Raw genomic sequence first — 13,260 nt, forward strand, 5'->3', positions numbered from 1 at the left:
GCGCAAATACGCTTTTCCTCACAGGGTTGTCAAGTGTAACGTTTATACAATTGCTATCCCGAAAAGCTTCTGCTATTTATAGCGGCCTGATTTTTCCCCCGACAAGGGGATCGATAGTGCGTGTTAAGGAGAAGCAACATGCAAGAAGGGCAAAAACGTAAAACATCGTCCCTGAGTATTCTCGCCATCGCTGGGGTGGAGCCGTATCAAGAGAAGCCGGGCGAAGAGTATATGAATGAAGCCCAGCTGGCACACTTCAAGCGCATTCTTGAAGCATGGCGTAATCAACTTAGGGATGAAGTCGATCGCACCGTTACGCATATGCAGGATGAAGCGGCTAACTTCCCGGATCCGGTCGACCGCGCCGCCCAGGAAGAAGAGTTCAGCCTCGAACTGCGTAACCGCGACCGTGAGCGTAAACTGATCAAGAAAATCGAGAAAACTCTCAAAAAAGTAGAAGACGAAGACTTCGGCTTCTGCGAATCATGTGGAGTGGAAATCGGCATTCGTCGTCTTGAAGCACGTCCGACCGCGGACCTGTGCATCGACTGCAAGACGCTGGCTGAAATCCGCGAAAAACAAATGGCTGGCTAACCGCAGCCCACATCCATTAATAACAAAGGCGGGGTCTCTCCCGCCTTGTTTTTTAGCGCTATGTCCACAGCTTATATCGGGCGTTTTGCCCCTTCTCCTTCTGGTGAACTCCACTTCGGCTCGCTGATCGCCGCGCTGGGCAGCTATTTGCAAGCCCGCGCGCAGCACGGCGTCTGGCTGGTGCGTATCGAAGACATCGACCCGCCGCGCGAAGTGCCCGGTGCCGCCGACACCATTTTACGCCAGCTTGACCATTACGGCCTGCACTGGGACGGCGAGGTGCTGTACCAGTCCGCGCGCCATGATGCCTACCGCGAGGCGCTGGCCTGGTTGCGCGAACATCAGCGCAGCTATTACTGCACCTGCACCCGCAGCCGGATCCAGCACATCGGCGGGATTTACGACGGCCACTGCCGCGACTTGCATCATGGCCCGGAGCACGCCGCCGTGCGTTTACGCCAGACCCAGCCGATGATGAGCTTTACCGACCAGCTACGCGGCGAGATTGTCGCCGACCCGGCGCTGGCGCGGGAAGATTTTATCATTCACCGCCGCGATGGGCTTTTCGCTTATAACCTGGCGGTAGTGGTGGACGATCATTTCCAGGGCGTCACCGAAATCGTACGCGGCGCGGATTTGATTGAACCCACGGTGCGCCAGGTGTCGCTGTATCACCAGTTTGGCTGGCAGCCGCCCGCCTGGTTCCACCTGCCGCTGGCGCTTAACGCCGACGGGAATAAACTGTCGAAACAGAACCACGCCCCTGCCCTGCCGCACGGCGATCCGAAACCAATGCTGGTTGCCGCATTGCAGTTTTTGAACCAGCCTGTAACAGAGCACTGGCGGGATTTATCTACCGACGCGCTGCTGCGCGAAGCGGCGATTAACTGGTCTCCCCAACGCATACCCGTGAATCCAGCATTCTCAAATGCGTTGCGCTGAGCTATGATTAGCCGCTATTTTTTGTCCAGAGTCTGACACACTACCGAGGTGCACCATTTTTACCCGAGTCGCTAATTTTTGCCGCAAGGTGTTAAATCGCGAGGAAAGCGAGGTTGACGATATCGTCAGCCAGCCCACGATTACCGTCATCCCGCGCGAACAGCACGCTATTTCCCGCAAAGATATCAGTGAAAACGCCCTCAAGGTGATGTACCGCCTGAATAAAGCGGGCTACGAAGCGTGGCTGGTCGGCGGCGGCGTGCGCGATCTGTTGCTGGGCAAAAAACCCAAAGATTTTGACGTGACCACCAACGCCACGCCGGATCAGGTCCGCAAACTGTTCCGCAACTGCCGCCTGGTGGGCCGCCGTTTCCGCCTGGCTCACGTGATGTTCGGCCCGGAAATTATCGAAGTGGCGACTTTTCGCGGTCATCATGAAGAAAATGTCAGCGATCGCGCTATTTCCCAACGCGGCCAGAACGGCATGCTGCTGCGCGACAACATTTTCGGCTCCATTGAAGAAGACGCCCAGCGCCGTGATTTCACCATCAACAGCCTGTATTACAGCGTGGCGGATTTCACCGTTCGCGATTACGTCGGCGGGTTGCAGGACTTAAAGCTCGGCATCATTCGCCTGATTGGCGATCCGGAAACCCGCTACCGTGAAGATCCGGTGCGCATGCTGCGCGCGGTGCGTTTCGCCGCTCGCCTGGATATGCAAATTAGCCCCGAGACCGGCGAGCCGATCCCGCGTCTGGCGACGCTGTTGAACGATGTGCCGCCTGCGCGCCTGTTTGAAGAGTCGTTGAAGCTGTTGCAGATGGGTTACGGCTACAACACTTATCTGCTGCTGCGTGAATATTCGCTGTTCCAGCCGCTGTTCCCGACCATCACCCGCTTCTTCACCGAACAGGGTGATAGCCCGATGGAGCGCATCATCGCTCAGGTGCTGAAGAACACGGATACCCGCATTCATAACGATATGCGCGTCAATCCGGCTTTCCTGTTCGCCGCGCTGTTCTGGTATCCGCAGATTGAAACCGCGCAGAAAATCGCCCAGGAAAGCGGCCTGAGCTGGAATGACGCCTTCGCGCTGGCGATGAACGACGTGCTCGACGAAGCCTGCCGTTCGCTGGCGATCCCGAAACGTATCACCGCGCTAATCCGCGATATCTGGCAATTGCAGCTGCGCATGTCCCGTCGTCAGGGTAAACGCGCCTGGAAATTAATGGAGCATCCAAAATTCCGCGCCGCCTACGATTTGCTGGAATTGCGCGCCGAAGCGGAAAACAACGCCGAATTGCAGCGTCTGGCCCGCTGGTGGGGCGAGTTTCAGGTTTCCGCGCCGCCTGCCCAGAAAGATATGTTAAATGATCTGGATGATGAACCGGCCGCCCGCCGTCGCCCGCGCCGCCCGCGTCGTCGTGCCCCGCGCCGTGAGGGCAATGCGTGACCCGCGTTTATCTCGCCATCGGCAGCAACCTTGCGTCCCCTCTCGAACAAGTGAATGCTGCCCTGGCGGCGCTGGCCGACATCCCCGAAAGCCAGCTCGTCGCGGTTTCTGACTTTTATCGCACCCCGCCGCTCGGCCCGCAGGATCAGCCTGATTATCTCAACGCCGCCGTGGCGCTGGAGACCACGCTAGCCCCGGAAGCGCTGCTGGACCACACCCAGCGTATTGAGTTGCAGCAGGGGCGCGAGCGCAAAGCCCACCGCTGGGGGCCGCGTACTCTCGATTTAGATATCATGCTGTTTGGCGAGCAACACATTCATACCCCCCGCCTGACCGTCCCGCATTACGACATGAAAAACCGCGCCTTTATGCTGCTGCCGCTGGCGCAAATTGCCCCGGATTTACGCTTCCCGGACGGCGATAAATTGTCTGAACTGCTGGAAAAGCTTGATCATTCCGGCATTTCCCGCTGGTAGTTGCCCAACCCCTGAACGCTGGCTACTCACTGTGAAAGCTATCGTTTACACTGTTCGCCATTTTCAGTTCAGGGGATAGCCATGAAACCAACCACCATTGCCCAGCTGCTCCGTTTGAAGGCCAGCGGCCAAAAATTCGCCACCATCACCGCCTACGATTTTAGCTTCGCCAAACTGTTTGCCGATGAAGGCATCGGCGTGATGCTGGTGGGCGATTCGTTGGGCATGACGGTCCAGGGGCATGATTCCACCCTGCCCGTCACCGTGGACGATATCGCCTATCACACCCGCGCGGTACGCCGTGGCGCGCCGAACTGCCTGCTGCTGGCCGACCTGCCGTTTATGGCCTATGCCACGCCGGAACAGACCTTCGCCAACGCCAGCGTAGTCATGCGCGCCGGCGCCAACATGGTGAAAATCGAAGGCGGCCGCTGGTTAGTGGATACCGTGCGGATGTTGACCGAACGCGCTGTGCCGGTGTGCGGACATCTGGGCCTGACGCCGCAGTCGGTGAACATTTTCGGCGGCTATAAAGTGCAGGGCCGCGATGAAGCCGCCGCTCAAACGCTGCTGGACGACGCGCTGGCGCTGGAAGCCGCCGGGGCGCAGTTGCTGGTGCTGGAGTGCGTGCCGGTTGAACTGGCGCAGCGCGTCACCGGGGCGTTACGCATCCCGGTGATCGGCATCGGCGCGGGCAACGTTACCGACGGTCAAATCCTGGTGATGCACGACGCCTTTGGCATCACTGGCGGCCATATCCCGAAATTCGCGAAAAATTTCCTTGCCGACGCGGGCGACATGCGTGCCGCCGTGCGCCAGTATATTACTGAGGTCGAGTCCGGGGCTTATCCGGGCGAAGAACACAGTTTCCACTGACAGGAGTATGGGTTGTGCTGATTATTGAAACCGTATTGATGCTGCGCCAGCAGATTCGCCGTCTGCGCCTGGAAGGCAAACGGATTGCGCTGGTGCCGACGATGGGAAACCTTCACGACGGTCATATGAAGCTGGTTGATGAAGCGAGAGCGCGCGCTGATGTGGTGGTGGCGAGCATTTTCGTTAATCCGATGCAGTTCGATCGTCCGGACGATCTGGCGCGTTATCCGCGCACCCTGCAGGAAGATTGCGAAAAGTTGAATCGCCGTGGTGTGGAGTTCGTGTTTTCTCCAACGCCGGAAGAAGTGTATCCGCGCGGTATGGGCGAACAAACCTATGTCGACGTGCCGGGCATCTCGACCATTCTGGAAGGCGCAAGCCGTCCGGGGCATTTCCGCGGCGTCTCCACCGTGGTCAGCAAGCTGTTTAACCTGGTGCAGCCGGATATCGCCTGCTTCGGCGAGAAGGATTACCAGCAGTTGGCGCTAATCCGCAAAATGGTCGCTGACATGAGCTACGACATCGAGATTGTCGGCGTGCCTACCGTACGGGCCAAAGATGGCCTGGCGCTCAGCTCGCGCAACGGCTATCTCACCAGCGACCAGCGTAAAATCGCCCCAGGGCTGAGCAAAGTCATGAACGGCATCGGTGAAAAATTAAAGGCTGGCGAGCGCAACGTGGAAGAAATCCTCGCAGCCGCCGCGCTGGAGCTGAACGAAAAAGGCTTTCGCAGCGATGATTTACAGATCCGCGATGCCGATACCCTGCTGGAACTGACGCCGCAAAGCCAGCGCGCCGTGGTGCTGATGGCGGCATGGCTCGGCCAGGCGCGCCTGATTGATAATTTGACGGTCGAACTGGCGTAACGGAGCGGGGATAGACAGCGGTTATAAAACGGGCAATACTGCCTGGGTAAAATTCCTGGAGCGGGGTCAACCCGCTCTGACAGTGTTGGTGTTAACAGGGTTAAATTTATGATTCGTACAATGTTGCAGGGCAAACTGCATCGCGTCAAAGTGACTCAGGCAGACTTGCACTATGAAGGTTCCTGCGCCATTGATCAGGATTTTCTTGAAGCGGCTGGCATTCTGGAATATGAAGCCATCGATATTTATAACGTGACGAACGGCAAGCGTTTTTCCACTTACGCCATTTCCGGCGAGCGCGGTTCGAAAATCATCTCGGTAAACGGGGCGGCGGCGCACTGCGCCGATGTGGGCGATATTTTGATTATCGCCAGCTACGTCACCATGCCGGATGAACAGGCCCGCAACTGGCAGCCAAAAGTGGCGTACTTTGACGGCGACAACGAAATGAAACGCACCGCCAAAGCGGTTCCGGTTCAGGTCGCCTGATGTTTTCGCGCCCGTTCGCGGGCGCTATTACCCCTGCGGCTGGTTACTGATTAAGCGCGCCATATCTTCCAGCGAATCCGTTCTCAGAATATACAACCGCTTGAGTAAATACGGATTGTCCCCCGGCTTCACCTTCCCTTTCACCGTCGTTACCGCTAAATGAAACCCTGCGTCATGAGCCGCTTTAACGGCTTTCTCATCGTAACCGCCAAACGGATACGAAAGGTACAGCACGTGCGGGTTGAACTGCGCCAGCGCCCGGCGCGAGCGTTCAAAATCGAACAGGATATTGTGATAACTGCGGCTAAGCAGGATCGGATGGCGCAGGCCGTCGATGCGGTGCAGGAAATGGGTATGGGACTGGATATCAAATACATCCTGGATGGACTGCAATTCTGAGACGCTCATAAACTGCAGGGATTTCGGGTCCCACTTTTGCGGGTGGCGTTTGATGCGCGAAGAGATAATAAACGCCGTGGCGGTAAACCCGTACTGCTTCAGCACCGGCCAGGCATAGCGCGATACCGACTTCAGGCCATCGTCAAAGGTAATGACCACCGCCCGGGCGGGCAAATTGATACGGTTATTCACGTAGCCTTCAAGCTGGTACAGAGAAAGCGTGGTGTAGCCCATATCGCGCAGCCAGGTCATCTGGTTGCTGAAAGCGCGTACCGACGTGGTGGTGGAGGTGTGACGAAAACGAGTGTTCTCTTCGTCGCGCAAAATATGGTGCCAGGTCAGCACTGGAATGCCGTTATCTTCCTGTGCCTCCAGGCTACTGACCCACGCCAGCCGGTTGCCGATGCGGATCTGGAACCAGGTCTGGTTAAGCCGATCTTTGAGTTTAGAATTAATCGGATAGCGCAGGTTTTCCGCCAGTACGCCCAGCGGTTGGCTTTGCGTGTCAGGTTCGTTATACAGCGTGACGGCTTGCCAGGTAAGCAGGTTCTGATTGCTGAGCGGCTTATTGAGATCCCCCAACCGATCCTGAATCCGCAGTTTGCCCTGTACCGGTTTGAGGTGGCGTTTATCAATAAACCCGGTGCCAAAGCCAAAGTTGAATTCGTAGTAATCGGCGTCGGTCGGCACCACCGCCAGCACCTGCCCCTGCTCGATACGGCCCACGGAAATGACGCGGTTGCCGATATGCGCCCAGATATCTGCATCTTCCGTGGTCTGCATATAGCGCGGCGGATTAAAGGTCGGGTTGACCAGGATCGCGCCGGCAGGTGCGGTAAATAGCAGCACAAAGCAGAAAATCAGGCGTGTCAGCATAGGGAATCGAAGCGGCTTGAGGAATTTGCGCTTATTTTGACAAAAAGTGCCTTTTACACCAAGCGGTAAACCGTCTGTCAGGCGTGATGCAGTAACACGAAAGGGGGATTTTTTTGCTGCTGGTGCCAGAGACTGCTGACGCCCTCGCCGCCACGCTCGACGATGGTATGGCGAAACGCGCGGCTGCTTAAGCAAAAGCGTAGCGGATAAAGCTCGGTAAGCAGGGTAAGCGTCACCCCGGAAATCACTTCACAATTATTATGCTTGTGGCTCATCAGAGCGGCGACACGGTACGGCGCGCCGCCGTTGCAGTCGGTCAGAAAAATCACCCCGTCGCCGGAATCCGCATGGTGCAGCGCATCGCACATCATTCTGCTGAGCATATTGGTGCCGATGCCATGCCAGTAATTGACAACCCGGCACTGGGGGATATGGCCGAAGCGTTTTTCCAGTTGTTCCAGTATGCATTGCGCCTTGTCGTCATGACAGGCGATGACCCATCCCAGCATTGGCAACTCCTTATCCAAAAGGGGTAGTTTAGCGAAGTAACGAAACGCCGTTGTGACCCGAATCATGGGAAAACAAAAGGCCCTCAAAATGAGGGCCTCGTTTTACCGTCAAAAGTCACGCTATCAGGTGCGCAAGCCGCGTCCGCGCTGGATCAAGTACCAGCAGAGCAGATAAAACGCGAGAATAAACACCACCAGCACGCCCATAGTGAAACCGAGCGGCACATCGTTAATACCCAGGAAACCGTAGCGGAACCCGCTGATCATATACACGATGGGGTTGAGGTGAGACAACGCCTGCCAGAACGGCGGCAACAGCGTCAGCGAGTAAAAAACCCCGCCCAGATAGGTTAACGGCGTCAACACGAAGGTTGGGATCAGGCTGATGTCGTCAAAGGTGGTGGCGAACACCGCGTTCAGCAGACCGGCCAGCGAGAACAAAATGGCGGTAAACAGCAGCGTAACGCCAACAAAAAGCCATGAATGCACCTGAAACGGCACGAAAAACAGCGAAATCGCGGTAACCAGGATACCGACGCACAGCCCGCGCGCCACGCCCCCGCCCACGTAGCCGATGATGATGACGTGAGTCGGCACCGGGGCCACCAGCAGCTCTTCAATATTGCGCTGGAATTTGGCGCTAAAAAACGATGACGCCACGTTGGCATAGGCGTTGGTGATCACCGCCATCATAATCAGCCCCGGCACGATAAATTGCATATAGGTAAAGCCATGCATTTCGCCGATGCGCGAGCCAATCAGGTTACCGAAAATAATAAAATAGAGCGTCATGGTGATGACTGGCGGCACCAGAGTCTGGACCCAGATACGCATAAAACGGTGGATCTCTTTGGTCCAGATACTTTTCAGCGCCACCCAATACAGCTGCATCATGCGTGGTCTCCTTGCTTTTCGTTCACCAGAGTCACGAACAACTCCTCCAGGCGGTTGGCTTTATTACGCATACTCAGGATCTGAATACCCTGTGCGGTCAGTTGGTTAAAGACGCTGTTGATGCCCTGTTCGCGCAGCACTTCCACTTCCAGCGTCGAGGTGTCTACCAGGCGATATTGATAGCCTTCCAGCTTCGGCAACGGGCTGCGCGGCGCTAAATCGAGGATAAAAGTCTCTGATTTCAGCTTGGCGAGCAGCGACTTCATCGAGGTGTTTTCCACCAGTTCGCCGCGCTGGATAATGCCGATATTGCGGCACAGCATTTCCGCTTCTTCGAGATAGTGGGTGGTGAGAATGATGGTGGTGCCTTTGTCGTTGAGATCCTTCAGGAATCCCCACATCGAGCGGCGCAGCTCAATGTCCACGCCAGCGGTAGGTTCGTCGAGGATCAGCAATTTCGGCTCGTGCATCAGGGCGCGGGCGATCATTAACCGGCGCTTCATCCCACCGGACAACATCCGCGCACGTTCGTTGCGTTTTTCCCACAGATCGAGCTGATTAAGGTATTTTTCGCTGCGGGCAATCGCGTCTTTACGCTCCACGCCGTAATAACCCGCCTGGTTAACCACGATCTGCTGCACCGTCTCGAACGGGTTGAAGTTAAACTCCTGCGGCACCAGCCCCAGCTGGCGCTTGGCGTTGACCACGTCTTTTTCGAGGTCATAACCAAACACCCTCACGCGGCCTGACGTTTTGTTCACCAGCGAACTCACTATCCCTATAGTGGTAGATTTACCGGCACCGTTCGGCCCGAGCAGCGCGTAGAAATCTCCCGCCTCTACCTGTAAGTCAATGCCGCGTAAGGCTTTCACGCCGCCGGGATAGGTTTTTTTTAATCCTTCCAGTTCCAATGCAATTGTCATGGATATACAGTTACCTTGTATCGCACAAAAGTTATGGTGTTTAAAAAATAATTGAGTTGCCTTATATTACATCAACGCAATCCCACGGTTACAGGTTGTTAACCTAAATGAAAGATATCGATACACTCATCAGTAATAACGCTCACTGGTCCAAAATGCTGGTGAACGAAGATCCTGGTTTTTTTGAACGCCTTTCTCAAGCGCAAAAGCCGCGCTTTTTGTGGATCGGCTGCTCCGATAGCCGCGTTCCCGCCGAACGTTTAACTGGCCTTGAGCCAGGCGAACTGTTTGTTCACCGTAATGTCGCCAACCTGGTGATCCATACCGATCTCAACTGCCTGTCAGTGGTGCAGTATGCGGTGGATGTCCTTGAAGTTGAACACATTATTATTTGTGGGCACTACGGCTGCGGCGGCGTACAGGCAGCGGTTGAAAATCCGGAATTGGGCCTGATTAACAACTGGCTGCTGCATATCCGCGATATCTGGTTCAAACACAGCTCCCTGCTGGGCGAAATCCCGCAGGAACGCCGTCTGGATACGCTGTGCGAGCTGAACGTGATGGAACAAGTGTACAACCTTGGGCACTCCACCATCATGCAATCTGCGTGGAAACGCGGACAGAAAGTCACGATTCACGGTTGGGCCTACGGGATTCACGACGGCCTGCTGCGCGACCTGGATGTGACCGCGACCAGCCGCGAAACGCTGGAGCAGCGTTACCGCAACGGTATCTGCAACTTAACGCGAACGCACACCAGCCATAAATAAGACTAAAGGGGCCGCGGCCCCTTTGTTTATTCGTCCAGCAAAACGACTTTGCCAATGTACGGCAGATGACGGTAGCGCTGGGCATAATCGATGCCGTACCCCACCACGAATTCATCGGGAATAGAAAAACCGATAAACTCCACTTTCACATCCACTTCGCGACGCGACGGTTTATCCAGCAGCGTGCAGATCGCCAGGGATTTCGGCTCGCGCAGGCTTAAAATCTCGCGCACTTTCGACAGGGTATTCCCGGAGTCGATGATGTCTTCCACAATCAACACATCTTTGCCGCGAATATCTTCATCCAGATCTTTTAAAATTTTCACATCGCGGGTCGTGGACATGCCGCTGCCGTAGCTCGACGCGGTCATAAAATCCACTTCATGGCCAACCTGCACTTCACGGCACAAATCGGCCATAAACATAAACGAACCGCGCAGCAGGCCCACCAGCACCATCTCACTTCCGCTGTCGCGATAGCGTTCAGTAATCTGACGTCCAAGTTCGACAATACGCGCTTTAATCTCCGCTTCGGAGATCATCACTTCAACAGTATGTTTCATATCGCTAACCATATGATTTAAGAACTAAATCATTAAATACTGGCGTTTATTTCACCAGCACTAATTCGTAAGGCAGGCAGTATAACAGTAATTAGCGTGTCGGGACCTATTCTGAAAAAAAGCTCTTTTTGTGATTAAGATCACACATGTTAATAACTATAATTACTTGCTACTAAAAAATTACGAGTGTGATTATGGCGGAAACAAAACATAAACAATCATCACTAATTGTGGTGTTAACAGCTCTGTTCGCAGCATTGTGCGGGCTGTATTTACTGATTGGCGGGGTATGGTTAGTTACATTAGGGGGTTCCTGGTACTATCCCATTGCGGGCCTGGTGATGCTTGGCGTTGCCTGGCTGCTGTGGCGCGGTAAACAATCGGCGCTCTGGCTGTATGCGGCGCTGCTGCTCGCGACCATGCTGTGGTCAATCTGGGAAGTCGGCTTCGATTTCTGGGCCTTGACCCCGCGCTGCGATATCCTGGTGTTCTTCGGCATCTGGCTGATCCTGCCGTTTGTCTGGCGAAAACTGCCGGTGATCTCGCGCCCTGCTCTGCCCTCAATGATGGTGACGTTGATTATCACCGCCGGTATTCTCGGATGGGCCATTTTCAACGATCCGCAAGAGATCAATGGCACCCTGAAAACCGATGCGGCGGCAGCCACCACTACCGCTCCGGCGATCCCGGACGGCGACTGGCCTGCATATGGTCGTAACCAGGAAGGGCAACGTTTCTCTCCGCTTAAGCAAATCAATGCGGATAACGTTCATGAGCTGAAAGAGGCCTGGACCTTCCAGACCCGTGATGTGAAATTACCCACCGACCCGGGTGAAATCACCAACGAAGTGACGCCGATTAAAGTGGGCGACACGCTGTACCTGTGCAGCGCGCACCAGCGTTTGTTCGCACTGGATGCGGCTACCGGGAAAGAGAAATGGCACTTCGACCCACAGCTGAACGCCAATCCGTCGTTCCAGCATGTGACCTGCCGCGGCGTCTCTTATCATGAAGCGCGCGCTGACAACGCCAGCCCGGATGTGGTAGCGGATTGTCCGCGTCGTATCATTCTGCCGGTAAACGATGGCCGTCTGTTTGCCATCAACGCTGACAACGGCAAGCTGTGCGAATCCTTTGCCAACAAAGGTATTCTCAACCTGCAAACCAACCAGCCGGTGACCACGCCGGGCATGTATGAGCCGACATCGCCGCCGATTGTGACCGATAAAATTATCGTGATCGCAGGCGCGGTGACCGATAACTACTCGACCCGCGAGCCGTCCGGCGTGATCCGCGGTTTCGATGTTAATACCGGCGATCTGGTCTGGGCGTTCGATCCGGGCGCCAAAGACCCGAATGCCATCCCATCGGATGAGCATCACTTCTCCTTGAATTCCCCGAACTCCTGGGCGCCTGCCGCCTACGACGCGCAGCTGGACCTGGTCTATCTGCCGATGGGCGTTTCTACGCCGGATATCTGGGGCGGCAACCGTACCGAAGAGCAGGAGCGTTACGCCAGTTCGATTGTGGCGTTGAATGCCTCCACCGGCAAGCTGGCCTGGTCTTATCAGACTGTCCACCATGACCTGTGGGATATGGATATGCCTTCCCAACCGACGCTGGCGGATATCACTGATAAGAACGGTAACGTAGTACCGGTGATCTACGCGCCGGCGAAAACCGGCAACATCTTCGTTCTGGACCGTCGTGACGGAAAACTGGTGGTCCCGGCCCCGGAAAAACCGGTGCCGCAGGGCCCGGCGAAAGGCGACCGACTTTCGCCGACTCAGCCGTTCTCGGAGTTGAGCTTCCGTCCGACCAAAGATCTGAGCGGCGCGGACATGTGGGGCGCGACCATGTTCGACCAGCTGGTGTGCCGCGTGATGTTCCATCAGCTGCGCTACGAAGGGATTTTCACCCCGCCGTCTGAGCAAGGCACGCTGGTATTCCCGGGCAACCTGGGGATGTTCGAATGGGGCGGTATTTCCGTCGATCAGAACCGTCAGGTGGCGATTGCTAACCCGATTGCCCTGCCGTTCGTCTCGAAACTGATGCCGCGTGGCCCGGATAACCCGATGGAGCCGCCAGAAACGCCGCATGCCGCCAGCGGTCAGGAAACCGGCATTCAGCCTCAGTACGGCGTACCGTTCGGCGTAACGCTGAACCCGTTCCTGTCGCCGTTTGGTCTGCCGTGTAAGCAGCCGGCCTGGGGTTATATCTCCGCCCTGGATCTGAAAACCAACGAAGTCGTGTGGAAAAAACGTATCGGGACGCCGCGCGACAGCCTGCCGTTCTCGCTGCCATTCCCGCTGCCGTTTAACCTCGGGATGCCGATGCTCGGCGGGCCGATCTCCACCGCCGGTAACGTACTGTTTGTTGGCGCGACCGCAGATAACTATCTGCGCGCCTACAACATGACAAACGGTGAAAAACTGTGGGAAGGCCGTCTGCCAGCGGGTGGACAAGCCACACCGATGACCTATGAGGTTAACGGTAAGCAGTACGTGGTGATTTCCGCCGGGGGCCACGGCTCGTTCGGGACGAAGATGGGCGACTACATTGTTGCCTTCGCGTTGCCGGATGACGCGAAGTAATCCTCAACGTTAAACAACAAGGCCGCGAATGATTCG

At 56.0% G+C, this 13,260-nt stretch carries 14 protein-coding genes; 9 read left to right on the forward strand and 5 right to left on the reverse strand.

Annotated features, from left to right (window positions below; genetic code table 11):
- Positions 1-138: 138 nt before the first annotated feature.
- The 7 genes from dksA (at position 139) to panD (ending at position 5,696) form a co-directional block, all read left to right on the forward strand.
- Positions 139-594: an RNA polymerase-binding protein DksA gene (gene dksA, locus FHW74_RS05340; protein WP_002436912.1), complete on the forward strand. Its 456-nt coding sequence runs from the start codon at positions 139-141 to the stop codon at positions 592-594.
- Positions 595-654: 60 nt separating this feature from the next.
- The gene (gluQRS, locus tag FHW74_RS05345) at positions 655-1,536 is read left to right on the forward strand and encodes a tRNA glutamyl-Q(34) synthetase GluQRS (protein ID WP_183169499.1); all 882 of its coding nucleotides are present in this window, start codon (positions 655-657) and stop codon (positions 1,534-1,536) included.
- A gap of 55 nt (positions 1,537-1,591) precedes the next feature.
- A complete protein-coding gene (pcnB, locus tag FHW74_RS05350; RefSeq protein ID WP_370527980.1) occupies positions 1,592-2,989 on the forward strand; it encodes a polynucleotide adenylyltransferase PcnB in 1,398 nt (465 codons plus the stop codon).
- The gene (gene folK, locus FHW74_RS05355; protein WP_183169500.1) at positions 2,986-3,465 is read left to right on the forward strand and encodes a 2-amino-4-hydroxy-6-hydroxymethyldihydropteridine diphosphokinase; all 480 of its coding nucleotides are present in this window, start codon (positions 2,986-2,988) and stop codon (positions 3,463-3,465) included. The genes pcnB and folK overlap by 4 nt, the downstream gene beginning before the upstream one ends.
- 81 nt (positions 3,466-3,546) lie before the next feature.
- Positions 3,547-4,341, forward strand: coding sequence for a 3-methyl-2-oxobutanoate hydroxymethyltransferase (panB, locus tag FHW74_RS05360; protein ID WP_183169501.1), 795 nt, complete (start codon positions 3,547-3,549; stop codon positions 4,339-4,341).
- Between the two features lie 14 nt (positions 4,342-4,355).
- On the forward strand, positions 4,356-5,207 hold the full coding sequence (gene panC, locus FHW74_RS05365) for a pantoate--beta-alanine ligase (protein ID WP_183169502.1): 852 nt from the start codon (positions 4,356-4,358) through the stop codon (positions 5,205-5,207).
- Between the two features lie 108 nt (positions 5,208-5,315).
- Entirely contained in the window at positions 5,316-5,696 is a 381-nt protein-coding gene (gene panD, locus FHW74_RS05370; protein WP_183169503.1) for an aspartate 1-decarboxylase, read from the forward strand.
- Between the two features lie 27 nt (positions 5,697-5,723).
- On the opposite strand, the gene FHW74_RS05375 is transcribed toward panD, so the two are convergent.
- The 4 genes from FHW74_RS05375 to FHW74_RS05390 form a co-directional block, all read right to left on the reverse strand.
- On the reverse strand, positions 5,724-6,971 hold the full coding sequence (locus tag FHW74_RS05375) for a polysaccharide deacetylase family protein (protein ID WP_183169504.1): 1,248 nt from the start codon (positions 6,969-6,971) through the stop codon (positions 5,724-5,726).
- Between the two features lie 77 nt (positions 6,972-7,048).
- Positions 7,049-7,480, reverse strand: coding sequence for a PTS sugar transporter subunit IIA (locus tag FHW74_RS05380; RefSeq protein WP_183169505.1), 432 nt, complete (start codon positions 7,478-7,480; stop codon positions 7,049-7,051).
- A 123-nt stretch (positions 7,481-7,603) separates the two neighbouring features.
- A complete protein-coding gene (locus tag FHW74_RS05385; protein WP_183169506.1) occupies positions 7,604-8,374 on the reverse strand; it encodes an ABC transporter permease in 771 nt (256 codons plus the stop codon).
- Positions 8,371-9,297 carry an ABC transporter ATP-binding protein gene (locus tag FHW74_RS05390; RefSeq protein ID WP_183169507.1) on the reverse strand — a complete coding sequence of 309 codons (927 nt, stop codon included), beginning with the start codon at positions 9,295-9,297 and terminating at the stop codon, positions 8,371-8,373. Before FHW74_RS05390 ends, FHW74_RS05385 begins: the two co-directional genes overlap by 4 nt.
- Before the next feature lie 107 nt (positions 9,298-9,404).
- On the opposite strand from FHW74_RS05390, the gene can reads away from it, so the two are divergent.
- The gene (can, locus tag FHW74_RS05395) at positions 9,405-10,067 is read left to right on the forward strand and encodes a carbonate dehydratase (RefSeq protein ID WP_183169508.1); all 663 of its coding nucleotides are present in this window, start codon (positions 9,405-9,407) and stop codon (positions 10,065-10,067) included.
- A gap of 26 nt (positions 10,068-10,093) precedes the next feature.
- Here can and hpt read toward each other — a convergent pair whose 3' ends face one another.
- Entirely contained in the window at positions 10,094-10,630 is a 537-nt protein-coding gene (gene hpt / locus FHW74_RS05400) for a hypoxanthine phosphoribosyltransferase (protein ID WP_167509364.1), read from the reverse strand.
- A gap of 194 nt (positions 10,631-10,824) precedes the next feature.
- Here hpt and FHW74_RS05405 point away from each other — a divergent pair, with 194 nt between their 5' ends.
- Positions 10,825-13,224, forward strand: a complete 2,400-nt coding sequence (locus FHW74_RS05405; protein WP_183169509.1) for a glucose/quinate/shikimate family membrane-bound PQQ-dependent dehydrogenase — start codon at positions 10,825-10,827, stop codon at positions 13,222-13,224.
- Positions 13,225-13,260: the final 36 nt, after the last annotated feature.

The sequence above is a fragment of the Atlantibacter sp. RC6 genome (genome assembly GCF_014193285.1).
Classification (GTDB): domain Bacteria; phylum Pseudomonadota; class Gammaproteobacteria; order Enterobacterales; family Enterobacteriaceae; genus Atlantibacter.

Coding starts and splice junctions, on each gene's coding strand:
- panB (WP_183169501.1), top strand. CDS start 3,547: ATGAAACCAACCACCATTGCCCAGCTGCTCCGTTTGAAGGCCAGCGGC.
- dksA (WP_002436912.1), top strand. CDS start 139: ATGCAAGAAGGGCAAAAACGTAAAACATCGTCCCTGAGTATTCTCGCC.
- FHW74_RS05385 (WP_183169506.1), bottom strand. CDS start 8,374: ATGATGCAGCTGTATTGGGTGGCGCTGAAAAGTATCTGGACCAAAGAG.
- FHW74_RS05375 (WP_183169504.1), bottom strand. CDS start 6,971: ATGCTGACACGCCTGATTTTCTGCTTTGTGCTGCTATTTACCGCACCT.
- FHW74_RS05390 (WP_183169507.1), bottom strand. CDS start 9,297: ATGACAATTGCATTGGAACTGGAAGGATTAAAAAAAACCTATCCCGGC.
- gluQRS (WP_183169499.1), top strand. CDS start 655: ATGTCCACAGCTTATATCGGGCGTTTTGCCCCTTCTCCTTCTGGTGAA.
- can (WP_183169508.1), top strand. CDS start 9,405: ATGAAAGATATCGATACACTCATCAGTAATAACGCTCACTGGTCCAAA.
- panD (WP_183169503.1), top strand. CDS start 5,316: ATGATTCGTACAATGTTGCAGGGCAAACTGCATCGCGTCAAAGTGACT.
- hpt (WP_167509364.1), bottom strand. CDS start 10,630: ATGAAACATACTGTTGAAGTGATGATCTCCGAAGCGGAGATTAAAGCG.
- FHW74_RS05405 (WP_183169509.1), top strand. CDS start 10,825: ATGGCGGAAACAAAACATAAACAATCATCACTAATTGTGGTGTTAACA.
- FHW74_RS05380 (WP_183169505.1), bottom strand. CDS start 7,480: ATGCTGGGATGGGTCATCGCCTGTCATGACGACAAGGCGCAATGCATA.